This window comes from Flavobacterium sp. (genome assembly GCF_013823965.1).
Classification (GTDB): domain Bacteria; phylum Bacteroidota; class Bacteroidia; order Flavobacteriales; family Flavobacteriaceae; genus Flavobacterium.
In genome coordinates this window covers 36,039-61,050 of the sequence record NZ_PNNA01000066.1, presented here as the reverse complement: position 1 = coordinate 61,050, position 25,012 = coordinate 36,039, and the positions used below count along the sequence as shown (strand labels likewise).

Below are 25,012 nucleotides of genomic sequence, written 5' to 3'. Positions count from 1 at the left end.
CAAAATTTAACGTAAATGTTTGATGTGTCATTAAAATGTTTAAATTTGTTGTTATGAAAAAGAACGTATTAATAAGCGGAGGTTCAGGATTTATAGGGAAGCATTTGACTCATTTGTTGCTGGGCAAGGGGTATACCGTTTCCATTTTAAGCCGAAGCCAAAAACAAAACAAGGAAGATGTTTTCTATTATCAATGGGATGTTTCGACTGGTTTTATAGAAGAAGATGCTGTCCTGAAAGCTGATTATGTCATACATTTAGCCGGCGAAAACATTGCCGAAAAGCCCTGGACAGCAGAACGAAAAGAAGCCATAGTCCAGAGTAGGGAACAACCCATTCGATTGATTTATAATGTCTTGAAAAAGAACCATAAACAACTGGATGCCTTTGTATCGGCATCGGGAGTGGGAATTTATGGGGCTTTGAATGGTGAAGAAGTTTGCGCCGAAAACAGGCCTCCAGAAAATGATTTTCTTGGAATTACTTGCCAAAAGTGGGAAGCCGCCGCTGACACTATTTCGGATTTCGGAATTCGAGTGGTGAAAATTCGTACTGGTTTGGTATTGGGTAAAGAAGATGGTTTCTTGAAGAAATTAAGTCCTGTTTTTAAATTCAGGCTGGGTTCCGCCTTGGGTTCAGGGAAACAATACATGCCCTGGATTCATGTTGACGATTTGTGTGGCATATATCTTGAAGCGTTGAACAATAGTACGATGAATGGTGCTTATAATGCGGCCGTTCATGACAATACCACCAATGCTGTTTTTTCGAAAACCTTGGCAAAAATTTATGGATATTCTGTTTGGTTGCCTAATGTTCCTGCTTTTTTGATAAAACTAGCATTGGGCGAAATGGGACAAATCATTCTCACGGGAAGAAGGGTTTCTTCGGAAAAAATAGAGAAAACAGGATTCAAGTTTAAATTTTCAAGCTTGGAACAAGCGCTCAGGGATTGTTTGGGGAGATAGGCATGTTCAGCTGAAACAGTGTTTTTATGTTGACGGTTTCGGCCACTTTCACACTCAACATTTCGGGAATTTTGACGTCAAAATCTTTGCTGGCCACGTTAAATTCCGAAATGAATTCTAATTTGCCGTCCACTTTTCTAAGGATGGCAACGGTGTTGATTTTTTTGGATTTTCCGTGTAACTTCAATATGCCTTTCAGTTTAAATTCTTTTGGTGATGTGCCAATGATGTTCAAGTTGAACCCCTCAATGTTTCCTTTGAAAACGGCTTTTGGATAGCTGTGGCTTTCCATGTAATTTTCGTTAAAATGTTTTTCCATCATCGAAATCTTGAAATGGAAATCTTTTATCAAAACTATACTTGCAATGGCTCCCGTTTTAGTGTTTATGACACAAGTAGCCTCATTGTTTGTGGCTTTGACTTCTTCAAATAGAGGCACTGATGCCTCAAAGTGGATGATCCCCGTTGTGGTGGTCAATTCTTCTTGAGCGGAAATCACATTGGCATTGAACAATAGCAATAATAGTATAATTTTTTTCATGTCGGCAGATGAATTAAATTATTTAAAGTTACGCTATTTTGTTTAAAATTCCTTGGTTTTATTAAGAAAAATTGTCTTATAAAAAAGAGAAATACTTAGTTTTTTACCCTGATTTAAAGCGTATTGTTCATTTGTTCCTGATCGGCGTTGGCTCGATTCAGGATGTTGTCGGGAAGTGCTTTCTTGGCTTTGGCACCCATTTTTTTCAATTTTTCGACACTCGTGATGAGGTTTCCTTTTCCATCCACCAATTTGTTCATCGCTCCTTGGTATTCCATTTTGCTTTCGTCAATCTTTTTTCCCACTTTGATCAAATCGGCCACAAAACCTTCAAATTTGTCATACAAAGCACCGGCTTGACGGGCAATTTCAAAAGCATTTTCCTGTTGTTTCTGGTTGGTCCACATACTGTCTATGGTGCGCAAAGTGGCCAATAGGGTAGAAGGTGTCACGATCACGATATTTTTTTCGAAAGCTTTGTTGTATAAAGTCGTGTCTTCGTTGAGTGCCAAGGCGAAAGCGGGTTCCATCGGGATGAAAAGCAGCACAAAATCAGGGCTTTCGATTTGGTATAAATCTTGGTAATTTTTATCGCCCAGTTGCTCCACATGGCGTTTGATGGAATTGACGTGTTCTTTTAAATAGCCGTTTTTCAAGCTCTCGTCTTCCTCGTTGATGTGCTTTTCATAAGCAGTCAAAGACACTTTCGAATCGACAACCATCTTTTTGCCGTCGGGCAAATTAATCACGACATCAGGAAAAACGCGTTGTCCCTCTTGATTAACGTGGGATTGTTGCACAAAATATTCTCGATCTTTTTCCAAGCCCGATTTTTCCAAAACGCGTTCCAGAATCAACTCGCCCCAGTTTCCCTGCATTTTGCTGTCGCCTTTCAATGCTTTGGTCAGGTTCAAGGTTTCCTTGCTCATTTGAAGGTTCATTTCGCGCAAACCCAGAATTTGTTGGCGCAAAGCTGCGTGATAATCAATGCTTTCTTTGTGGGTGTCTTCCACTTTTTTCTCGAACAATTGGATCTTGTCTTGCAGGGGCGACAAGATGTTTTTCATGTTCTCCTTGTTTTGTTCGGTGAATTTATTCGACTTTTCGTCCAATATTTTATTGGCCAAATTCTCGAATTCCTTGGTGAACTTTTCCTGTAGTTTCTCTACTTCTTCTTTTTGTTCCTTGTTGCGTTGCCAAAGATTTTCAAAATCGACTTCTTTTTTGGTGAGTTGAATGTTGAGGGTCTCTTTTTCGTTGCGAATGCTTTCTTTTTCTTGCACAGTTTGCTGCAGTTGTTTTTCCAAAGCTGTTTTTTCTAATTGGGATTGCTCTTTGAGGCTGTTCAGTTTTTCTTCCAGAAAAGCTTTTTCAGATTCGGATTTTGTCGAGAAAATCATTTTTCCAATGAAAATTCCAATGGCGAGGGCAACAATGAAAAGCAATAAAAAGGGAAGCATGTTTGACATAAAAAAGATGTTTTTTGTAGAACGTAAAAATAGGTATTATTGGTTTAAGTAGGCCAATTACTTTTTAAGTTTTGACTGTTTTTTTGAACACCAATTGTTTCAGCATTAGCTTCAATTTTTTGCCCGGGCGGAACACGATTGAACTGCTTTTTATTTTGGTTTTATCTACTTCTTCGGGAGTTGGGCTGGCCGTACTTTGTATGCTTATTTGAAAAGAACCCAGATGTCCCAATCGAACAATGTTGCCTTCTTTCAAGGCGATTCCTATTTCATTGACTAGGCTGATAACCACCGCATAACAATCGGATTGGGTTACGGAACAACTACTGGAAACACGGTCAGACAAGTCGTCTAAATCCATAACGCCACTTTTGGTGATTCGGGGATAATAAGCTACCGTGGGATTGGCTTGATTTGGGATAATTTTTTTAGTTACGCTAAAAGGAACAGCCATAAGGATTGAAATTGAGATTGATACCCACAAATATACTAATTCATCCTGATGAATCAAATAAATGGCCGCGACCAAATGATTATTTTGCCGCGACCATTTTATTAATTGGCCACGGCCATTTTAAGGTCTCGTCTTGATCAGTGGAATGGTTTAGCAGGATGTTTTAAAAAAAAAGTCCCACCGAAGCAGGACAAAAGATTTTAATCTACGGCATATAGCCTTATTGTGATAAGATTAAAGATTAGAAATTTTAATCAGTTACAAATGTAAATAAAAAAAACTTTAGTTTGAATGAGGAAAACCGTAAAAGGGGTAATTATTTTTTCAGTAACTTTAAAAATCTTAAAAAGACAGATTATTATGGCTAAAATATTAGGATTGGATTTAGGTACAAACTCGATTGGATGGGCTTTGATTGATGATAAATTGAATAAAATTATTGGAATGGGAAGCAGAATATTTCCTGTTGGTGTTGATAATTTAGGAGATGGTGAAGGAGAACTTTCCAAAAATGCAAGCAGAACAGGAGCAAGAGGAACGCGAAGACAATTTTTTAGAAGAAGATTAAGGAAGCGAGTTTTATTAAAAGAATTGGCATCGTTAAATATGTGTCCTTTGTCTAATGAAGATTTCGAGAATTGGAAAACCACTAAAAAGTTTCCAACTCAGGAGTTAGCTTCTTGGTTTGCCCTCAATCCTTATGAATTAAGACATAGAGCATTAAATGAAAAGTTGTCTTTTGAAGAAATTGGTCGTGTTTTTTATCATTTAATTCAACGAAGAGGATTTTTGAGTAATAGCAGAAGTGCTGGAAAAGATGATGGTGCCATTTTCAAAGGGAATGCTAAAGAAGGAAAAATAGGAATCGATGAAACTAGAGAACAAATTGAAAATAAAACTTTGGGTTCTTACTTTTATGAAATTGCACCAAAAGAAAATCAGCCATTTGTAGATGGATTAGAGCGAATTAGAAATAGATATACTACACGACAAATGTATGTTGACGAATTTGAACAAATTTGGGAACATCAAAAAGTGTATCATTCTAATTTGACTCACGACATAAAAGAAAAAATTGGCGGAAGAAAGAGTGATGAAGGTTATAAAGAAGACGGTATTTTGTTTCATCAAAGACCTTTGCGTTCACAAAAGCATTTAGTTGGTAATTGCACATTTGAATCAAACAAGACTAAATGCCAATTGAGTGCAATTCCTTTTGAATTATATAGATTGCATCAATGGATTAACACAGTTGAATATAATGGTCATAAGTTGCACGCTGACGAGAGAAAATTAGTTTTTAATTTTCTAATTGAAAAAGAAAAACCAAGTTTTAAAGACATTCGCAAAGCCATCAACAAACTCGATACAATTTATAAATTCAACTATAAAGATGAAGACAAAATTGTGGGGACTCACACCATATCAAATCTTTGCAGTAAAAAGTTTTTTGGTAAAAAATGGTTTGGTTTCACTGAAAAAGAACAAGAGGATATTTGGCACGTTTTGTATTTTTTTGACAGCAAGGATAAAGTAAAAGAATATGCCATTAAAAATTGGGGTTTTGATGAAACACAAGCAGAAGCTATTTCTAAATTCAATCTAAAAGATAAATATGCCAGTTTAAGCAGAAAAGCAATTAACAATATTTTGCCTTTCCTGGAAATGGGATTTCAATATGACATTGCTGTAGTTCTTGGAGGAATAAAAAATGCTTATGGACAAAATTGGGAAACCTTAGATAGTGGTGACAAAGGGTTGATTTTGGATAATATATATGAAATTGTTCGCTCGAATATGAAAGGGGGATTTATTGAACCTTTAAAACATTTTCTGAAAACAGATTTGCATCTTACCGAAAAGCAGTTAACTAAACTATACCATCATTCAGCCAATATTGAAGAAACTGTTTTGTTGGATAAACTTCCAGTAAATGCAAATGCGGACAAGGAAATTCAGGCCATTAGAAATCCAGTTGTAATAACTGCTTTATTTGAAATCAGGAAATTAGTAAACGAAATTGTTGATGAATATGGAAAACCTGACGAAATAAAAGTGGAACTAGCTCGAAACTTGAAAGCTTCGAAATCAGGAAGAAATGAAGAGCGAAAAAGGCAACAAAAATTAGAAAGAGAAAATGACAGGGTAAAAGTAGAACTCAATAATCTGGGAAAACACATTTCTCAAGATAATCTTTTACTTTATAAACTATGGGAAGAATGTAAACATACTTGCCCTTATACAGGAAGAAGCATCAGTGTAACCCAATTGTTTAGTGGTGAAGTTCAAATAGAACACATTCATCCTTGGAGTAAATCCTTGAACGATAGCTTTATGAACAAAACACTTTGTTTTGCTGATGAAAACAGGGCAAAAGGTGATAGAACACCTTTTGAATTTTATAGTTTGCAAGGTGAAAATAAATGGCACGAAGTAAAAGAAAGAGCGTTGAAACTGTTTTCCGACACAGCTCAATATCCAAACAGTTATCAAAAATTCAAACGTTTTGTGCAACAAAAATTTGATGATGATTTTGCAAGTAAAAATCTAAATGATACGAGATATATTAGTAAGGAAGCCAAGAATTATATGTCTAAGATTTGCGAGAAAGTTTCTGTTTCTCCAGGTCAAATGACGGCTAATTTGCGTCAAAAGTGGGGATTGAATGCTGTACTTAATCCAGAAGATAAAACCAAAACCAGAGAAGATCATCGTCATCACGCTATTGATGCTTTGGTTATGGCTTGCGGAACCGTTGAGCATTTAAAGAAATTATCCGAATGGAACAGATACGATAGAAAACCCGAAAACAAAAACTTTCCTATGCCTTGGGATGGTTTTGTTAAAGATGCTGAAGTAGCGGTTGATAAAATTCTGGTTTCGCATAAAAAACTAAACAATATAATAACCGTCAGAACTCATAAAACAGAAAAGAATGGACACGTTCATAGAAATGTTGGAGTAGCTGCAAGAGGACAATTGCATAAAGAAACGGTTTTTGGAAAGCGAAATTTTAATGGAGAAGAAGCATACCACGTTCGTAAACCAATAGAAAGTTTGACTACCGAAAAACAAATAGACAAAGTCGTTGACGAGTCTACTCGATTGTTGATATTGAAAAGAGTGCAAGAATTAGGCGGGTTTGAAAAAGATAAAGTTCCTGCCAACACCTTTTTTGTAGTTGATGAGAATGGAATAAACCAACCACAAATTTTCTTGCCTAATAAAAACGGTGCTCCTGTTCCTATCAAAAAAGTAAGAATGAAAGAAAGTATAGGTAGAGCAGAACGATTGAAAGAAGACATTAATCAATATGTTAACCCTAGAAATAATCATCACGTTATTATTTACAATGATGAAAAGGGAAATCTTAAAGAAGATGTAGTGACTTTTTGGACAGTGGTCGAACGCAAACGTCAAAAGCAAACTGTTTTTCAATTACCAGCCGATGGAACTTCAATAGTAACCACTTTACAAATAAATGATATGTTTTTATTGGGGCTGAAAGAAGAAGAAATTAATTGGGAGAATCCTGATTGTGAAGTTTTGAAGAATCATTTGTATAGAGTTCAGAAGTTGTCTTCTAAATTTTATGAATTCAGATTGAGTAAAGAAGCTTCAATTCAAAATAATTTTCAACCTTATTATGTCAGAATACAAAGTTTTGGTGAAGGCAAAACTGGATGGTTATCTTTTAATCCAATAAAAGTAAAAATTTCAGTTTCGGGTAAAATCGAAAAGTTGTAAGTTTGAATGTTCTTTGACATTTCGTTCTAACTCTTAAACATCTCAAACCACAACTGAAAGGTAGGACATCCGCCCAGTAGGGATGTAGTAGCTTTCAGTTGTGGTTTGATTAAAGATTAGAAAACACGATATTCTATGTCGTGACATGCGGAACGTCCGTTTAGTTGTGGTTTGATTAAAGATTAGAAAACACGATATTCGTCTGCATTTTTTTGCTCAACCCATTCCCGTTGTGGTTTGATTAAAGATTAGAAAACACGATATTGTTTTAAGCATTTCTAATGCTTCTGAACCGGTTGTGGTTTGATTAAAGATTAGAAAACACGATATTGGTTCGATTCCTGTAATTGTCGATTTATGGGTTGTGGTTTGATTAAAGATTAGAAAACACGATATTGACTATCTGGAAACGGATTGTTGCTGGCTGGTTGTGGTTTGATTAAAGATTAGAAAACACGATATTTTGAAGCGGTTCTTTCGTCATTTAGTGTCTGTTGTGGTTTGATTAAAGATTAGAAAACACGATATTTAGTAAAAGCATCGCTTCTGGACCATCCTTGTTGTGGTTTGATTAAAGATTAGAAAACACGATATTAGGACCTATTTTTGATAATATGTATGGCTGGTTGTGGTTTGATTAAAGATTAGAAAACACGATATTTAAAGATTCATTTTTTGTAACGCCTTCGCTGTTGTGGTTTGATTAAAGATTAGAAAACACGATATTTATTCCTTTTTTGCTTCTTTATTATCTATAGTTGTGGTTTGATTAAAGATTAGAAAACACGATATTAGTTGGCTTGTTACCTTCTAATTATCAATGGAATAAAGAAGAATATCGTAAAATAAAATGCTCCTTTTTAGTGTTATATCGGCTAGATTGGAGCATTTTTTCGTTTCTATGCAATTGCAGTTGTTCAAATCTGAAACACAATTGCAATAATTTGTATATTTGTAAAAACATGGATTATGAGAGTAGTTATTGAAACCAGCGACAAGTATAAAAGTATGTTGCAAGAAATTGCATCTGCCATAAAAGCAAAAATTACTTTTGAAGAAAAAGAAGTTGATTTTTGGGAGGAACTTCCCGAGCACGTAAAAGCAGGGATCATTGAGAGCCAAGAACAATTCAAACAAGGAAAATTTTCTACGCACGAAGAAGTTATGGCCAAATATAAAATCAAATATGATCTATGAAAGTGGTTTGGTCAGAAAATGCCGAAACAACTTTTGATATAATTGTACTTTATATTGAATCCGAATTTGGTATTATTTCAGCCAAAAAGTTTATCACTAAAGTAGATTCCGTAATCCATTCCATTTCCATACAACCCTACATTTATAAAAGTTCCAGTTTCAACAACAAGGTCAGAAAAGCGAGTATAAGTAAGCAATGTTCTTTGTTTTATGAAATAAATCAAGAAGCCATTCAGTTGTCTTATTTCTGGGACAACCGCCAAGACCCAATGATTTAAAACAATTCCAATTGTGTTGGTGTAGCTACGGCATCTTGTTTGGTTTTGCCCAAATAATTGATTATCATTCCAAATTGTTTGTCGGTTATTCTTAAAACACTGACTTTTCCCAAAGGAGGGACGAGTCTGTGAATTCTTTTTTCGTGTACATCGGCACTTTCACCGCTGGCACAATGGCGAATGTACACCGAGAATTGCATCATCGAGAAGCCATCTTTAATGAGGTTGCCTCGAAATTGAGAGGCGTTCCGTCGGTCTTTTTTGGTTTCCGTCGGTAAATCAAAGAACACGAACAACCACATTATTCGGTAGGCGTTAAGTTCCATAATTTGGGGTATTTAATTTTCTTTCTGTTTCCCGCAAAGCATTGTTGCAAAGAACTGGCCGTTTTTTGTAGCGCCACCATCAATGGACTTTTTTCGTCCTTGAAATAAACGGTTCGGGTCAATACTTGCAAAAGTTCGGCCTTGATTTTAGTATTCAATTCCTGTTCGTCATAGTTTTGCATAATTTCAAAAACTTTTTCGTCAACCAAGGGTCGGAAAGGTTCCATAATATCATCGGCTAGGGCAAAAGCGTTGTATTTACTCTTGTGATGAATACCCAGGGTGTTCAACAATCCACTTCCAGACAAAGCCCTGGCGGTGGCTGCCCGAAGAATGGCATAACCGTAATTGAGAAAATTATTGGGGTAATCGCCAAAACGTTCCCGTTTGAAATCAAGTTCAAAAAAGGATTTCCAATATTGTTGGGCAGCAACACCTTCCATATTGGTCGTGTCACCACTCAAAACCTTGCTGGCCAAGAATTCAAAGGTATTCTTGTTTTCGGTGATTTTTGCCAAAAGAATGCCTTGATTCGTTATTTTTTCGACAACAGTTTGTTGCCACAATTGCTTTTTGAGTGGAACGGTAGCCTCAATCTGGTTTTTGAAAACTTCCTGCTGGATGTGGTGGCTGTTGAGGTTGAGAAACATTCCATTTGGCAAATGATTTTTGGAACAAATGATGACGGAAGTATTGTTCTCCACCAATAAGTTCATCGCAGGTAAACTAATGTAAATTTCTTGATGATCTAAAACCAAAAAACCAATGTCTTCAATAGAAATAGTACTTTCGCGGATTTCGGATTTGATTATTAGTTGCAAGTTTTTTGCGGTAATAGATGTTTTGTTCTCTATCAAAATGGATTTCTTTATCATAATTGGACTATTAATGAGTTATGATTGAATTGGGGTTATGTAAATTTAATGAAAAAGAGATTGTGTTTTTTATGGATTTCCGTAAAGTGCTTTAGTTTAGTGTATTTTAGATGTTGCGGTGGTTTGGAATAATTTTAATTTCAGGAGACTTTTGCAGCTAGTCGTTCAATTTGTTTATTTTTACACGAAATTCCAAGTCTGAATGTCCAATCACCATCACTTCATCCTACACAAACCTTACGGTTATTTGAGCCAATTTATTTATGAATTGAAACGCAAGAAAAAACTCTTGGGAGAATTGCACGATTTCCCGGCAGGAACAATGGCCATAGGTCGCCTCGACGAAGATTCGGAAGGCTTGCTTTTGTTGACCACGGACGGCAAGATGAGCGAAATCGTCCGAAGTAAAAAAGTGGACAAGGAATATTATGTTCAAGTCGATGGAATTATCACGCAAGAAGCGGTTGATAAAATGAAAAAAGGTGTCGAAATTGGGTTCAACGGCACGAAATACATCACCAAACCTTGTGAATCTTTCATAATCAACGAAATTCCAGCTTTTGGCGCCAGAGGAAAAAAAATAAGGGACGAACGCCACGGCCCCACTTCTTGGGCGTCTATCACGGTCAATGAAGGAAAGTTTCGTCAAGTTCGAAAAATGACCGCAGCCGTTGGTTTTCCTACCTTGAGATTGGTGCGCGTTCGAATTGGAAACGTACATTTGAATGATTTGAAAGCAGGAGAAGTGATTGAAGTTGATGCTTTTTTTTAATAAAAAAATAGTTTTAGACCATGAATTTCATTTTCGAATGAAGGAAAGACAGAAGCAACTCTAGCAATTGATCTTCGCCCTTTCGGGTCAACGTGGTTTAGATGCTCCATTTATAAAAAACCAATGATTTCATTTTAAAGTTTTTTGTTTGTAAATTTGCAACCTCAATTTTTTGACAACGATTTCATTGATTGAGCAATTTTATGGGAAATAGAAAAAAAGTCGCCTTTTATACTCTTGGGTGCAAATTGAATTTTTCGGAAACTTCAACCATTGCCAGAAGTTTTCAGGACGAAGGTTTTGACCGCGTCGATTTTGAAGAAGTGGCCGATATGTATGTCATCAACACCTGTTCGGTGACCGAGAATGCCGACAAACAATTCAAGCAAGTCGTTCGAAAAGCGATGAAACTCAACAACAAGGCTTTCGTTGCCGCCATTGGTTGTTATGCCCAATTGAAACCCGAAGAATTGGCCAATGTTGACGGAGTTGACTTGGTTTTGGGCGCCACCGAAAAGTTTAAAATTACCGATTACATCAACGATTTATCAAAAAATGATTTTGGCGAAGTGCATTCTTGCGAAATCGAGGAAGCCGATTTTTACGTGGGCAGTTATTCCATTGGCGACAGAACCCGTGCTTTCCTGAAAGTGCAGGACGGTTGCGATTACAAATGCACCTATTGCACGATTCCATTGGCGAGAGGAATTTCCCGCAGTGACGAATTGCAAAATGTACTCAAAAATGCCAAAGAAATTTCCGAACAAGGAATCAAAGAAATTGTCTTGACTGGCGTGAATATTGGTGATTACGGAAAAGGAGAATTCGGCAACAAAAAACACGAACATACTTTTCTGGAATTGGTTCAAGAATTAGATAAAGTGGAAGGAATCGAGCGTTTGCGAATTTCTTCTATCGAGCCGAATTTATTGAAAAACGAAACGATTGAATTCGTGTCGAAAAGCCGAACTTTCGTGCCGCATTTTCATATTCCGTTGCAATCTGGAAGCAATGATATTCTCAAATTAATGAAACGCCGTTATCTTCGTGAGATATATACTGAACGGGTAAATAAAATTCGTGAAGTGATGCCGGATGCCTGCATTGGCGTGGACGTGATTGTTGGTTTTCCGGGTGAAACCGACGAACATTTCTTGGAAACCTATCATTTCTTGAATGATTTGGATATTTCCTATTTGCACGTTTTTACCTATTCAGAGCGTGACAATACCGAAGCTGCCGAAATGGAAGGGATTGTTCCTGCCAATGTTCGAGCCAAACGCAGTAAAATGTTGCGCGGATTGTCAGTAAAAAAACGTCGTGCTTTTTATGAAAGCCAAATTGGAACCAACAGAACCGTACTTTTTGAAGCCGAAAATAAAGAAGGCTACATTCACGGTTTTACTGAAAATTACGTGAGAGTGAAAACTCCTTGGAATCCAGAATTGGCCAACACTTTGCAAGAAATCAATTTGACAAAAATTGACGAAGACGGAAGCGTGAGATTGGAATTTCTGAATATTGAAGTATAAAAACAATACAATACAATACTTTTTGTCACATCGAGCGCAGTCGAGATGTATTAATGGTTCTCGACTGCGCTTGAACCGACAAAAAAGAAAAACAAATCAAGGATTTGTTGACCAAATGCTGCTGTTTTTTATAAAAACGCGTCGGTTCAATTTTAATTGGGCGATGATTAATTCGGCCATATCTTCGGATTGCATCACTTTTTCTGGGTTTCCGTCCGTTAGGTTTAGTTCCTTGGCCATATCAGTGGCGACGGTGCTTGGCGTGAGAGCCGTCACCCGAATATTGTGTTTGCGAACTTCCTGCATCAATGAATCAGTCAATCCTAGAACAGCAAATTTTGAAGCACTATATGCGCTTGTCATGGCATTTCCATTGAGTCCCGCCGTTGATGAAATGTTGATGATGTCACCGGTTTGTCTTTCGATCATATTGGGCAAAACGGCACGGGTTACATAATACGTTCCCATTACATTGACTTGGATAATGCGTTCCCAAGCGGCTGGTTCCAATTCCAAGAATTTTCCAAAAGCGGCAATTCCAGCATTGTTGATCAAAATATCGATGGTCTTGAATTCGGACAACGCTTTTTCAATGGCAGTATTTACAGAATTGATATCGGCAACATCGGCGGTAATTGCCAATGATTTTACTCCAAAAGTGGTTGCTTCTTTTGCAACTTCATCAATATCGGCTTGTGTTCTTGCCAATAAAATTACGTTGACTCCTTCTTTGGCCAAAGCCAAGGCTACGGCTTTTCCAATTCCTTTTCCAGCTCCGGTAATCAGGGCATTTTTATTTTTTAAATGGCTCATTTTTTTACTTTTTGTTCAAAAACAAAGTTAACGCATTTGTTTAGGCTTGAAGTTGTAGATTGTGTGAAAAAAAAGATAAATTTTTCGGATGGAAATAAAAAAAAGACCTAACAGGTTTTCAAAACCTGTTAGGTCTAAAATTATTATATCTTATTTCACAGTTTCCACCAAACGGACAAATTCTGCTTTGTACCCTTCGTCGTCATTGGATAATCCTTCTTTGGCCAGTTTTTTAATGTCTTCCGTTGTTTTATTTGGAACCAGATTAGAATCTCTTAATTTTAATCCGAACCAAGCCACGGCAGTACTAAATTTGAAATCATCAGAGGAATTCTTCAGAGGAATGGATTTGTTTTCAATCACTTTTACCATTTCGATGCTTTTGTCTCCATCTGGTTTTTTATAACGGAATTTTATCGTTGCCAGTTCATTGGAATAATTATCTTCATTTGAATTGGTTTTTGTGTATTTCAAATCAGGTGTGTTGTTCAAAAATTCGCTTTTTACACCAGTCGGAATCACTTCATACAAGGCTGTAACGGTATGATTACTTCCTAATTCTCCAGCATCGATGGCGTCATTGGTGAAATCTTCGGGACGCAATTTTCTGTTTTCATACCCAATCAATCGGTAGGCTTGAACCTGTTTTGGATTGAATTCGATTTGGATTTTCACGTCTTTGGCAATGGCAAACATCGAACCTTTGAATTCTTTGCCCAAGAAACGATTGGCTTCCTGAATATTGTCGATATAAGCGTAATTTCCGTTGCCTTTGTCGGCTAAAGTTTCCATTTTGCTGTCTTTGTAATTGTCCATTCCATAACCCAAACAAGTCAAGAAAACGCCTGATTTTCTTTTTTCTTCAATCAAGGTTTGCATATCCGTATTGGAGGATGCGCCAACGTTAAAATCGCCGTCAGTAGCCAGAATTACTCGATTGTTTCCTCCTTTGACAAAGTTTTCTTGGGCTAATTTGTAGGCTAAATTAATTCCTGCTCCACCGGCCGTACTTCCGCCAGCGTTTAGATTTTCCAACGCATTGATGATGGTTTGTTTTTCGTCTCCTGTCGTCGGAGGCAAAACCATTCCTGCGGCTCCAGCATAAACCACAATGGCTACTTTGTCTTTTTTGCGGAGTTCATTGACTAAAATTTTCAAAGATTGTTTCAGTAACGGCAATTTGTTGGCATCGCCCATCGAACCCGAAACATCAATCAAGAAAACCAAGTTGGAAGCTGGCAAGTTTTCCGTTGGAATATTTTTGCCTTGCAAGCCAATTTTTAACAATTTATGATTGGAATTCCAAGGGCAATCACTGTATTCTGTGTTAATCGAAAACGGATTTTGATCTTGCGGTTGCGGATATTTGTATTTGAAGAAATTCATCATTTCTTCGACTCTCACGGCATCTTTTGGAACTGACTGTCCATTGTTGATAAAGCGTCTCACATTGGTATAAGAAGCATTGTCCACATCAATGGAAAAAGTGGAAAGCGGTGCTGATTTTGGGCTTTCGAATTGATTTTCCACAAAATTGTCATAGTCTTCCTGGGAAACTTCGATGGATTTTGGTGGTAATGCTATTTGTTCCGGTTTTTTGTTTTTGTCCAGTTTTTTGAGTTTTCGTTCTAGTTCTTTTTTCGAAAGATTTTGATAGGTTCCGTTTTTAGTATTTATGATAATCACTCCATTGGATGCTCGGCTTCCGTATAAAGAAGTTGCTGTGGCATCTTTAAGCACATTTATACTTTTAACGTTTTCGGGTTTTAATTGCTTGAAATCAGCAGCATTTACAGGAACTCCATCAATAATATATATAGGGTCGTTCGATTGTGAAATGGAAGCATTACCTCGAATGGAAATTGTTGGCGATAGTTCAGGCGAGCCTTGGCTTAAAAATCCAGGATTGTTTGTGATTTGAACTCCTGCAACTCTTCCTTGAAGGGCTTGGCTAACATTTACTGATTTTTGTTTTGATAAATAGTCATTAGAAACAGAAGTGACTGAGCCTGTTAAAGCTGATTTTTTTTGAGTTGCGTAACCCACAACAACTACTTCATTGTAGCTATTATTGTCTTCTTCTATTGTAACGATTTTGTTATCGGATGAAGATTCAGTTTTTAAATTTCTTGAGGATGTATCAGCTATGACTAAGGCAACTGGTTTTTCTATCTGTTTTTTCAGAATAACTTCTGCATCCGATTTGATGATTTCTGATGGTTTTTTAGTGGAGTTGGTATCTTGCTTTTCTTGAATAACCACATTGTTTTCCTTCGTTCCGTTTGGTGCGATTATTTTTGATTCGGGTTTAAGAAATTGATAACCCAAAGAAAAGAACAATAGGAGTGAAGCGGCAACGGCCAATTTTTTCCAAAGTGCAATGGCTTTTTTGTCTTCTTTTTTGTCGAGTTTTTCTTCTACACGCATCCATACTTTTTCGAATGCCGGAAAGTCTTTTTCTTCTGCTTTTTGGGCAGCATTCTTTATTTTATTGAATATTTTATCTTGATTGTCCATGACTATTTCGCTTTTTGGTAATACAAATTATTTACTAATTCTTTTAGCTTGGTTTTCGAAGCATTCAATTGTGATTTGGATGTGCCTTCGGAAATGTTGAGCATAATTGCAATTTCTTTGTGGCCATAGCCTTCGATAACGAAAAGATTAAAAATAGTTTTGCAACCTTCGGGAATGTGATTGAGCAAATTCAGTAAATCTTCCTCTTCGAGTTCCGTTACTTCATCTGTAAAGGGTTGCGAAAGGGTTTTGACATCATCGAGATACAAATTGAAATTGGTATTTTTCTTGATGGTCGCCAAACAATGATTGACCGTAATTTTTCGGGACCAAGCTTCAAAAGCTTCAAACTCTTTGAGTTGGTCGAGTTTTGTAAAAATAGTGTAGAAAGCATCGGCCAAGGCTTCTTCTATTTCTTCTTCCTTCTTTAGGTAGCGCTTGCAAGTGCGGTACAATTTTGGAGCCATAAGCTCATACACTTGACGCTGGGCATCGCGGTGCATTTTTTTGCAATCAGAAATTAAGTTTTCGTTTATCACAATTGTTGTCTTTCTACTAAAGAGGGTTGAAAAGAGAAAAAGGTTGGGAGGAGGTTAAAAAAAAATTAACCGCAGATTCGCAGATTATTTTCTTACCACATTAAAAATCTGTGTAAATCAGTGAAATCAGTGGCAAAAAAACTGGATATTTATTAATTCTAGTCATAAGATTATTGTAATGGAATCGACAATTTGTAAATATTGGTTTCCAAAAGGTCTGAATCATTGTCTTCGCAAATCAGAAATTGGATTTCGGTTTCGGTTTTATTGTAAAGCGACAATCCTTCGAATTTATGGTTGTCGGAGATTTTTTGGGTGAATTCAATTTCGAATGTTTGGCTGTTCATTCGTCCAATGAGACTTCCCAATATTTCGCCATCATCGTAAGTGGAAGTCGTGTCTTCGGCCGTGGCCAAAAAGTAAATTTTGTCATCAACCAAAATAGCATCGGTAAACGAAGTTTCCACATGTTTGATTTTTGGCAATGGTACTTTGATAAACTCGATTTGATTTTCTGTTTCAAGTGATTTAGTTTTGAAAATCCCATTTTTGGAGTTGGCTCCGTTTCCTCGTTGAAACAAATGCCAATTTTCGTTGCAAAATAAAGCACCTTCAATATTTAACTCATCATCAGCAATCGAAGTGGTTTCTTTTAGGTTTTTGTACAATTTCGACAACTCTTTTTCTTCTGTTTTTTTGGAATCAAGATTGTAAATTATCCTTTTTTCTCTTTTGGAAGTGGAACCGGAACCCAAAAGATGGAGTTTATTTCCTTTCAGGGCAATAGATTCAAAATCGAATTTGTCTTTTTTGGGAATGTTTTCTTGGCCGTTTTCGAAGAGTTTTATTCTCGAAAGTTCTTTTTCCTGAATTTTGTATTCGTATAGAAAGGAACTGTTGTCGGAAATAATGAACAAGGAATTGTCTTTGTGGACGAGTCCTGATGCAGAACCAAGACCGATGATTTCAAATAAAAGTTGGAGTGCAAAGTTTGGCATAAAAAAGCTGTTGACAGTTGTTTCGTGAGGGTTTGGTGCGCCATTCGAAATTAGTAAAATCAATCGAATTTGTGATGTGTTTTACCATATCTTTGCCAACTAAAAAAAAACAAAGTGAATTTTTCTCGATATACCAAAGAGTTCTCCTATAATCTGAGTCTGGCTTATCCTGTCATTCTGGGAATGCTTGGACACACATTGATAGGGATTGTTGACAATTTTATGGTGGGAAACCTTGGTTCCACTGAATTGGCGGCAGTTTCGCTGGGCAATAGTTTTATCTTTATAGGAATGTCGCTGGGAATTGGATTTTCCACAGCCATAACGCCTTTAATTGCTGAAGCCGATGCCGAAAAAGACGACAAAAAAATCCGAACCACTTTTCATCACGGCTTGTTGTTGTGCACGCTTTTGGGGATTGTCATATTCATTTTGATTGTTTTGGCCAAGCCCATAATGCGCTTGATGAACCAGCCCGAAGCGGTGGTCGATTTGGCCGCTCCTTATATTGATTGGGTTGCTTTTTCGCTCATTCCCGTGATTATTTTTCAAGGATACAAACAATTTGCCGATGGTTTGTCACAAACCAAATATTCGATGTATGCCATTTATTTGGCCAATGTGGTTCATATTTTCTTCAATTATGTATTGATTTACGGCGTTTGGGGTTTTCCAAAATTGGGAATTCTCGGAGCAGCATTGGGAACCGTGATTTCCAGAATCATGATGGTGTTTTTTATGCACTTTATTCTTCGAAAAAATGCGGCTTTCAAAAAATATTTCAAGAATTTTACTTTCAAGGAAATTCGAAAATCCATCTTGAAAAAAATCATTAATTTGGGTTTGCCTTCGGCGATGCAAATGTTGTTTGAAGTGACTTTGTTCACGGCGGCCATTTGGCTTTCGGGTTCGCTAGGGAAAAATAGCCAAGCGGCCAATCAGATTGCGTTGACTTTGGCATCTTCCACTTTTATGGTCGCCATGGGATTTAGCGTGGCAGCGATGATACGCGTCAGCAATGCCAAGGGAATGAAAGACTACAAACAATTGATAATCGTTGCCCGCTCCATATTTTTGTTGGCAATAATGGTGGAAATTTTCTTCGGACTCGTCTTTGTTGTTTTTCACCATTACCTTCCGCATTTGTTTTTGAACATGACGGACTTAAAACAGCTGTTGGATAATAATGAAATAATAGAAATTGCGTCCAAATTACTTTTGGTGGCAGCCGTATTCCAAATATCAGATGGGATTCAAGTAGTGGTTCTGGGTGCTTTGAGAGGAATGCAGGACGTGAAAATCCCAATGTATATCACCTTTGTGGCCTATTGGATTGTTGGTTTTCCTATTTCGTATTATTTAGGAAAACATACTGATTTGGGCGCAACAGGAATCTGGATTGGCCTTTTGGCGGGATTGACGGCGGCAGCTTTATTTTTGTATATTCGCTTTGCGAGATTGACTAAAAAGTTGGCAATGCAAAACCTCTAAAAATTTTAAGTTTTTTCTTAAAACTGTGTAACTTCCAATATAATTCATCGTATAATCATCGAACAAATTAATTTTCAAAAAAATGATACTATTTATTATTATTGGGGTTATTTTACTGATTGTGAGTTTTGCTTTAAGAAGCAATGCAAGCAGTCCTTTTTTCAAGTTTTCGAATACGCTTAAAATTATTGGAGTTTTAGTAATTGCTTTGGGTGTTTTCTCGTCGATGTTCAAGCAAATTGATGCTGGAAAAGTAGGTGTTAAATCACTTTACGGAAGCGTTCAATCCGATGTTTTGGAAAGTGGCTTGCATTTGATTAACCCACTTTTGGACGTAACTGATTTTGACATTCAAACCCAGAATTACACGATGTCTGCTGACCATAGTGAAGGGGCACAAGAAGGCGACGATGCGATCCGTGTTTTGTCTAATGATGGATTGGAAGTGGTTATCGATTTAACAGTTTTGTATAAAATTTCAGGAGCTGATGCACCAAAAATTTTTAAACAAATAGGCGTAAATTATACCGATAAAATTGTGCGTCCCGTTACCAGAACCCGTATTCGTGACAACGCTGTTTATTATGACGCCGTGGCTTTATACTCTACAAAAAGAAACGAATTTCAAGAACGAATTTTCAAAAGTATTGAAGAAGATTTTAAAGCAAGAGGTTTAATTTTAGAGCAGCTTTTGATTAGAAACATCAACCTTCCAGCTTCGGTAAAAACAACTATTGAAAGCAAAATTAATGCGGAGCAAGACGCCCAAAAAATGCAGTTTGTTTTGCAGAAAGAAAAACAAGAAGCCGAACGAAAAAGGGTAGAAGCACAAGGGATTGCTGATTATCAAAGAATTATTTCTTCTGGCTTGACCGATAAACAATTGCAATACGAACAAATTAAAGCACAAAAAGAAATTGCCACATCTCCGAATACCAAAATTATTTTTATGGGAAAAGGAAGTGCGCCAGTAATTTTGTCTGATAAATAATTTTTTTCGGTTAATCGGTTATTTATTTAATCGGTTAATCGAAAAAACAAATAACCGATTAACCGAATAAACAAATAAAATGGAATTACCAAAATTTTTACTAGGCGACAACACTGATTTTCCAGATGATATTTTCATCATTCACTTGGATTATCCTAGATTTATTATCAATCTAAAAGACGATGAGGTGGAGTTTTTAGAAGAAGCGGAAGACCTTGACGAAGGTGAATTGAATGCAGAAATGGAAGGCCTTATTGTTCTTGCCAATGATTTTTATGACCGAGAAATGGAGCGTTATGAAAAAGAGTAAGTTGTTTTTTTAAATACTTTTCCAACATTAATTGAGCGGATGCAAAAGGTGAAAATTCATCGTTTTGCTCCGCTTTTTTATTATTAATCAATAAAAAATAATTTTCAAATGAAAATAATTGTAACTTGGGAAGTTGTTTTTTATAAAAACAGGGTAACAAAAATTAATTGCAACGGATATATCACAAACCTTTAAATTTAGATTATTATGAAAAATTTTAAAAAGATAAGTATGTGGACTGTTTTGTTTTTGTTGGCTTTTGCCAGTTTAAACGCCCAAGACAAACTAAAGTCAGCAGGAAAAATAAGTGATGTCAATACGGAAAGCATTTCGGCTAATGTCAATCAAAAAAGCAGTATCAATAGCCTCAATAGTGGCATGCCAAATCGAATTTCGATGAATGTCACTGTTGCCAAACAAACTCAAGGAGCAACTTTTGGCGAAAAAGTAAATTCAGGAAAAATAAATGTAACATTGGTTGAAGGAGGTTGCGTTGTTTTGTTTCCTTCCAGCGAAGGATACAGAGTCAATACCACTGACAAAAGCATCAATGAATTGTCTAGAAGTGAATGCAAAACTTTTGGAGAAAAAGTGAATGCAGGTTTGCACGCCGCTGGTAGCGCTTTATCGCAAGGTGCTTCCCTGTTGGGTGGAGCGTTGCCAGGTGGCGCCGTTATTTCGGCAGCTGTTTCCAGTGTGGGCAATTTAGCCGGAGGAGCCGGAGGTGGAGCGGCTTCAGCTTCGTATGCAGCCACGGGAAGAATAAACAACCCTAATTCAGGGAAACAGGTTTTCAAAATACAAGATAGTGAAAAAGACGCTGCATTTGAACTGGCTGACGGGGAATATGAATTGGCGTTTGTTATAGTAGAAAAGGCCACTTCAGGTTTAAAGGATACTTTAAAAACTCAAGTTCGTATTGGTTTTACCGTAGAAAATGGCGTTTTAAAAACAAAACATGATACTGCCAAGAATTCGGTGAGTAACATTCGTTAAAAAGTCATTTTGCTAAACATTAAAATATTTTTCCAGCAATAATTGAGCGGCTGCAAATGGTGAGATTTCATCGTTTTGCACCGCTTTTTTTGTGGAATCCAATAGATTTTGAATTTCAGGATGGTTGTAAAAGTTGGTTTTCAATTGCTCATTGATGGTTTCCAACATCCAATATTGATTTTGTTCTTTTCGTTTTTCGAAGAAATAATGATTCTCTTTTGTGAGTTCTGAAAATTTTAAAATGGTTTCCCAAACTTCCGGAATTCCATCGTGGGTTAAAGCACTGCAAGTAGCAGTAGTAGGAGTCCAACCTGATTTTTTGGCTGGAAAAAGATGCAAAGCTTTATTGAATTCCGTTTTTGCCAAATTTGCTTTTTTGATATTGTCACCATCGGCTTTATTGATTATGATGGCATCTGCCATTTCCATAATGCCGCGTTTGATGCCTTGCAATTCATCGCCGGCGCCAGAAATTTTCAGTAATAAAAAGAAATCGACCATACTGTGAACCGCGGTTTCGCTTTGGCCAACGCCAACCGTTTCTATAAGTATGGTGTCAAATCCGGCAGCTTCACAAAGGGTTATGGTTTCTCTGGTTTTTCGTGCCACGCCACCAAGAGTTTCCCCGGATGCCGAAGGTCTAATGTAGGCATTGGCATCTTTTACCAGTTCTTCCATTCGAGTTTTATCGCCCAGGATACTTCCGTGTGAAATCGTGCTGCTGGGATCAACGGCGAGAACGGCCACTTTTTTTCCTAACGAAGTCAAATATTTTCCAAAGGCTTCGATAAAAGTACTTTTCCCAACGCCGGGAACTCCCGTAATTCCTATTCGAACTGATTTATTTGCGTGTGGCAAGCAAGCATTAATTACTTCATTGGCTTTAGCCAAATGACCGGCATTGGTGCTTTCGACCAAGGTAATCGCACGACTCAATGCAGAAATGTTTCCAGATAAAATTCCGTCAATTAATTCCTGAGAGGAAGGTTGAATTTTTCTAAATTTCTGAACTTGGTTCACGGCATTGGAACTGACAATTTCCGGTGGAGAAATTCCAGGTTTTTCGTGAAGCGCAGAGTTTTTTATTTTGTCTTTTTCCAAAACTTAAAAAGGTTTTAGTAAAATTAGTGCTTAAATTTTAATTTAATCCAAAAATAGCACATTTACATTTATGTATTGGGGAAATACCAAATTAGTCAATATCTTTGGGGCATATGAGCAACTTCATTCTAATCTTCGTTTTTTTATCACTTGGAATTGTATTGCAAAATGTAAAACGGTTCCCAACCAATAGCCATAAATTACTAAACCAAATTGTGGTTTATTTTTGTCTCCCTGCATTGGCGCTGTATTATATTCCAAAAATTAAATTGGACAGCCAGCTTTTTTTTCCGGTTGGCGTTGCTTGGATTGGGTTTGCCGTTTCTTATTTGTTTTTCAGCTTTCTTGGAAAAAGATTGGGTTGGTCCAAAAAACTTACGGGTTGCTTAATTATTACCGCAGGTTTTGGAAACACTTCGTTCTTGGGGTTTCCCATCATTGAAGCTTTATATGGTCCAGAAGGTTTAAAAACAGCCATTTTAGTGGATCAGCCGGGTTCTTTTGTCGTGCTTTCTACCTTGGGAATTTTGACGGCAATTTTATATTCATCGGGAAGTTCCAGTGGAAGTCATATTGTGAAAAAAATTCTATTTTTCCCGCCATTCATCACCTTTGTTATTGCTTGTTTGATGAATGTGTTTCATTATGATTTTCAAGACATGATTCAATTTTTGTTGCAAAAAACAGGAAGTGCGATGACGCCATTGGCCATGCTTTCGGTTGGTTTGCAGCTGCATTTTGACAGGAAAAGCCAGCATTGGAAATTCCTTGGATTGGGACTTTTATTTAAATTAATGTTAACTCCGGCACTGTTTTATTTTTTGTACGTTGTGGTTTTGAATCAACATTCCCAAATTATTCAAGTATCCATAATGGAATCGGCGATGGCGCCAATGATTACGGCTAGTATTCTGGCCTCTTCTTATGGTTTAAAACCAAAATTGAGCAGTATGATGATTGGTTTTGGAATTCCAATTTCTTTTATCACATTAATCTTTTGGTATTTTGTGCTTGGTCATATTTAAAATCTATTTTTGCTTTTGAAATATTTTTACAGCCAAATTCTATTTTTATCATTCAAATATGAGCACTTTTATTGAAACAGCATCTAAAGAAAATCAAAATCCTATTGTGCAAAAAACAGTTTATTCGGTATTGTTTTCGATAGCATTTGCCCATTTGTTGAATGATTTGATGCAAGTGGTTATTCCTTCTACTTATCCATTATTGAAGCAAAATTTTAATCTGACTTTTACTCAAATTGGTTTGATAACATTTGTTTTTCAGCTTACGGCTTCTTTATTGCAACCTTTTATTGGGTTTTATACGGACAAGAATCCAAAGCCTTATTCATTGGCAATTGGAATGTTATTTACGATTTCAGGTTTAGTGTTTTTGTCTTTTTCAACTTCTTTTTGGATGTTATTGGTTTCAGTTTCCTTTGTGGGAATTGGCTCTTCCATATTTCATCCGGAAGCTTCGCGTGTTGCTTTTTTAGGTTCTGGTGGAAAGCGAGGTTTGGCTCAATCCATTTTTCAATTGGGAGGAAACACGGGCAGTGCAGTTGGACCATTGTTGGTGGCTTTGATTGTGGCTCCTCACGGGCAATCGTACATAATATGGTTTGTAATTGTTGGATTTATTGGGATACTCATTACGTCAAGAATAGCGATTTGGTATCAAAATCATTTGGATTTGAGGGCTTCAAAAAAAATATTTTTGGAAGAAGGAGCCACCCATTTTTCTAAAAGAAAAGTCATTATCTCCATCGCCATTTTGTTGCTGTTGATATTTTCGAAGTTTTTCTATATGGCCAGTATGTCCAGTTATTTTACTTTTTATTTGATGCATAAATTTGGATTGACCATTCAACAATCGCAATTTCATTTATTTGTTTTCTTGGCCTCGGTGGCAGCGGGAACATTGATTGGCGGTCCTTTGGGAGATCGTTTTGGTCGAAAATATATCATTTGGATTTCTATTCTCGGCGCTGCACCATTTACTTTATTGTTGCCGTATGCCAATTTGTTTTGGACTGGCGCTTTGTCCGTAATTATTGGAGTAGTTTTGGCTTCGGCATTTTCGGCAATTTTGGTTTTTGCCCAGGAATTGATGCCTGGAAAAGTGGGGATGATTTCTGGATTATTTTTTGGATTTGCTTTCGGAATGGGAGGGTTGGGTTCGGCAGTTTTGGGTTATTTAGCGGATCAAACAAGCATTGAATATGTATATAAATTAAGTTCTTTTCTTCCGTTAATTGGAGTCATAACTTACTTTTTGCCCAATTTGAAAAAGAAAAAATCTGACAGTTAATTTATGTTTTATTTATAATTTTGGGTTGTTGTTAGTGTTGCTTTTTTAATTAATTTTAGATAATCAAAACACACACACTTATGGCAACACTACGATTAGGAGACATTGCTCCAGATTTTGAAGCAGAAACCACATTGGGGAAAATCCATTTCCACGAATGGTTAGGTGAATCTTGGGGCGTATTATTTTCGCATCCAGCGGATTTTACGCCGGTTTGCACCACGGAATTGGGAACGGTCGCAAATTATTACCCTGAATTTGTAAAACGAAATACAAAAGTTATCGCTTTGAGCGTCGATGATTTAGAGTCTCATTTAGAATGGATAAATGACATTAACGAAACCCAAAACACTACGGTAAATTTTCCTATTATTGCAGACGAAGACAAGAAAGTATCCATTTTATATGACATGATTCACCCCAACGCAAATGATAAATTCACGGTGCGTTCGGTTTTTATAATTGGATCCGACAAAAAAATAAAATTAATTTTAACGTATCCTGCATCTACCGGAAGAAATTTTGACGAGATTCTGCGTGTCATTGATAGTTTGCAATTGACCGCCAATTATAGCGTGGCAACTCCCGCAAACTGGAAAGACGGCCAAGACGTGGTTATTTCGCCAGCTGTTCCCGACAGTGATATTCCCGAAAAATTTCCACAAGGGTTTAAGAAAATCAAATATTATTTGAGGATGACCCCACAACCGAATAAATAGGATTTGTAGGTTTAGGATAATAAAAAAAGTACAACAAGGAATTTTCTTGTTGTACTTTTTTATAA

23 protein-coding genes and 1 CRISPR repeat array are annotated in these 25,012 nt (G+C 36.8%); of the genes, 13 read left to right on the top strand and 10 right to left on the bottom strand.

Annotation, left to right across the window (positions count from 1 at the left end):
- Positions 1-53: 53 nt before the first annotated feature.
- Complete coding sequence (locus tag C0430_RS07775; RefSeq protein ID WP_290867636.1) at positions 54-968, top strand: TIGR01777 family oxidoreductase; 915 nt, start codon at positions 54-56, stop codon at positions 966-968.
- Here C0430_RS07775 and C0430_RS07770 read toward each other — a convergent pair.
- The 3 genes from C0430_RS07770 to C0430_RS07760 form a co-directional block, all read right to left on the bottom strand.
- Complete coding sequence (locus C0430_RS07770; protein ID WP_290867633.1) at positions 946-1,509, bottom strand: YceI family protein; 564 nt, start codon at positions 1,507-1,509, stop codon at positions 946-948. The genes C0430_RS07775 and C0430_RS07770 overlap by 23 nt on opposite strands.
- Positions 1,510-1,622: 113 nt before the next feature.
- Positions 1,623-2,978, bottom strand: coding sequence for a DNA recombination protein RmuC (gene rmuC, locus C0430_RS07765; protein ID WP_290867630.1), 1,356 nt, complete (start codon positions 2,976-2,978; stop codon positions 1,623-1,625).
- A gap of 64 nt (positions 2,979-3,042) precedes the next feature.
- Positions 3,043-3,432 (bottom strand): HU family DNA-binding protein, encoded by a 390-nt coding sequence (locus C0430_RS07760; protein ID WP_290867627.1) that lies wholly within the window; start codon positions 3,430-3,432, stop codon positions 3,043-3,045.
- Positions 3,433-3,792: 360 nt separating this feature from the next.
- Here C0430_RS07760 and cas9 point away from each other — a divergent pair, with 360 nt between their 5' ends.
- The 3 genes from cas9 to C0430_RS07745 all read left to right on the top strand — a co-directional run bounded on the left by cas9 (position 3,793) and on the right by C0430_RS07745 (position 8,654).
- Complete coding sequence (gene cas9, locus C0430_RS07755; protein WP_290867624.1) at positions 3,793-7,179, top strand: type II CRISPR RNA-guided endonuclease Cas9; 3,387 nt, start codon at positions 3,793-3,795, stop codon at positions 7,177-7,179.
- Between the two features lie 97 nt (positions 7,180-7,276).
- Positions 7,277-7,972: direct repeats of the CRISPR family, unit length 36 nt; unit sequence GTTGTGGTTTGATTAAAGATTAGAAAACACGATATT.
- Between the two features lie 176 nt (positions 7,973-8,148).
- The gene (locus C0430_RS07750; RefSeq protein WP_290867621.1) at positions 8,149-8,376 is read left to right on the top strand and encodes a hypothetical protein; all 228 of its coding nucleotides are present in this window, start codon (positions 8,149-8,151) and stop codon (positions 8,374-8,376) included.
- Positions 8,373-8,654, top strand: coding sequence for a type II toxin-antitoxin system RelE/ParE family toxin (locus C0430_RS07745; RefSeq protein WP_290867618.1), 282 nt, complete (start codon positions 8,373-8,375; stop codon positions 8,652-8,654). The genes C0430_RS07750 and C0430_RS07745 overlap by 4 nt, the downstream gene beginning before the upstream one ends.
- Here the strand turns inward: C0430_RS07745 and cas2 are convergent.
- Both cas2 and cas1 read right to left on the bottom strand, forming a co-directional pair.
- Complete coding sequence (gene cas2, locus C0430_RS07740; RefSeq protein WP_290867614.1) at positions 8,651-8,980, bottom strand: CRISPR-associated endonuclease Cas2; 330 nt, start codon at positions 8,978-8,980, stop codon at positions 8,651-8,653. The two genes, C0430_RS07745 and cas2, sit on opposite strands and share 4 nt — an antisense overlap.
- The gene (gene cas1 / locus C0430_RS07735; RefSeq protein WP_290867611.1) at positions 8,956-9,855 is read right to left on the bottom strand and encodes a type II CRISPR-associated endonuclease Cas1; all 900 of its coding nucleotides are present in this window, start codon (positions 9,853-9,855) and stop codon (positions 8,956-8,958) included. The genes cas2 and cas1 overlap by 25 nt, the downstream gene beginning before the upstream one ends.
- 202 nt (positions 9,856-10,057) lie before the next feature.
- Here cas1 and C0430_RS07730 point away from each other — a divergent pair, with 202 nt between their 5' ends.
- Together C0430_RS07730 and mtaB are read left to right on the top strand one after the other, a co-directional pair.
- Complete coding sequence (locus C0430_RS07730; protein WP_290867609.1) at positions 10,058-10,627, top strand: pseudouridine synthase; 570 nt, start codon at positions 10,058-10,060, stop codon at positions 10,625-10,627.
- Between the two features lie 203 nt (positions 10,628-10,830).
- Positions 10,831-12,159, top strand: coding sequence for a tRNA (N(6)-L-threonylcarbamoyladenosine(37)-C(2))-methylthiotransferase MtaB (gene mtaB / locus C0430_RS07725; protein WP_290867606.1), 1,329 nt, complete (start codon positions 10,831-10,833; stop codon positions 12,157-12,159).
- Between the two features lie 96 nt (positions 12,160-12,255).
- On the opposite strand, the gene C0430_RS07720 is transcribed toward mtaB, so the two are convergent.
- The 4 genes from C0430_RS07720 to C0430_RS07705 form a co-directional block, all read right to left on the bottom strand.
- On the bottom strand, positions 12,256-12,972 hold the full coding sequence (locus C0430_RS07720) for a 3-ketoacyl-ACP reductase (protein WP_290867603.1): 717 nt from the start codon (positions 12,970-12,972) through the stop codon (positions 12,256-12,258).
- Positions 12,973-13,122: 150 nt separating this feature from the next.
- A complete protein-coding gene (locus C0430_RS07715; RefSeq protein ID WP_290867600.1) occupies positions 13,123-15,489 on the bottom strand; it encodes a von Willebrand factor type A domain-containing protein in 2,367 nt (788 codons plus the stop codon).
- Positions 15,490-15,491: 2 nt separating this feature from the next.
- Positions 15,492-15,992: a sigma-70 family RNA polymerase sigma factor gene (locus C0430_RS07710; protein WP_290867702.1), complete on the bottom strand. Its 501-nt coding sequence runs from the start codon at positions 15,990-15,992 to the stop codon at positions 15,492-15,494.
- Between the two features lie 206 nt (positions 15,993-16,198).
- Positions 16,199-17,089 (bottom strand): hypothetical protein, encoded by an 891-nt coding sequence (locus C0430_RS07705; RefSeq protein WP_290867597.1) that lies wholly within the window; start codon positions 17,087-17,089, stop codon positions 16,199-16,201.
- A 51-nt stretch (positions 17,090-17,140) separates the two neighbouring features.
- On the opposite strand from C0430_RS07705, the gene C0430_RS07700 reads away from it, so the two are divergent.
- The 4 genes from C0430_RS07700 (at position 17,141) to C0430_RS07685 (ending at position 20,814) form a co-directional block, all read left to right on the top strand.
- The gene (locus C0430_RS07700; RefSeq protein WP_290867594.1) at positions 17,141-18,517 is read left to right on the top strand and encodes an MATE family efflux transporter; all 1,377 of its coding nucleotides are present in this window, start codon (positions 17,141-17,143) and stop codon (positions 18,515-18,517) included.
- Positions 18,518-18,599: 82 nt separating this feature from the next.
- The gene (locus tag C0430_RS07695; protein ID WP_290867591.1) at positions 18,600-19,508 is read left to right on the top strand and encodes a prohibitin family protein; all 909 of its coding nucleotides are present in this window, start codon (positions 18,600-18,602) and stop codon (positions 19,506-19,508) included.
- 79 nt (positions 19,509-19,587) lie between these two features.
- Complete coding sequence (locus tag C0430_RS07690) at positions 19,588-19,818, top strand: hypothetical protein (RefSeq protein WP_290867588.1); 231 nt, start codon at positions 19,588-19,590, stop codon at positions 19,816-19,818.
- 207 nt (positions 19,819-20,025) lie between these two features.
- Positions 20,026-20,814, top strand: a complete 789-nt coding sequence (locus tag C0430_RS07685) for a hypothetical protein (protein ID WP_290867585.1) — start codon at positions 20,026-20,028, stop codon at positions 20,812-20,814.
- A gap of 12 nt (positions 20,815-20,826) precedes the next feature.
- On the opposite strand, the gene meaB is transcribed toward C0430_RS07685, so the two are convergent.
- Complete coding sequence (gene meaB / locus C0430_RS07680) at positions 20,827-21,915, bottom strand: methylmalonyl Co-A mutase-associated GTPase MeaB (protein ID WP_290867582.1); 1,089 nt, start codon at positions 21,913-21,915, stop codon at positions 20,827-20,829.
- A gap of 113 nt (positions 21,916-22,028) precedes the next feature.
- On the opposite strand from meaB, the gene C0430_RS07675 reads away from it, so the two are divergent.
- From C0430_RS07675 to C0430_RS07665, 3 genes are all read left to right on the top strand, one after another.
- Positions 22,029-22,940 carry an AEC family transporter gene (locus C0430_RS07675; RefSeq protein ID WP_290867578.1) on the top strand — a complete coding sequence of 304 codons (912 nt, stop codon included), beginning with the start codon at positions 22,029-22,031 and terminating at the stop codon, positions 22,938-22,940.
- 58 nt (positions 22,941-22,998) lie between these two features.
- A complete protein-coding gene (locus C0430_RS07670) occupies positions 22,999-24,228 on the top strand; it encodes an MFS transporter (RefSeq protein WP_290867575.1) in 1,230 nt (409 codons plus the stop codon).
- An 80-nt stretch (positions 24,229-24,308) separates the two neighbouring features.
- Positions 24,309-24,947: a peroxiredoxin gene (locus C0430_RS07665; protein WP_290867571.1), complete on the top strand. Its 639-nt coding sequence runs from the start codon at positions 24,309-24,311 to the stop codon at positions 24,945-24,947.
- The last annotated feature ends 65 nt before the right edge of the window (positions 24,948-25,012 follow it).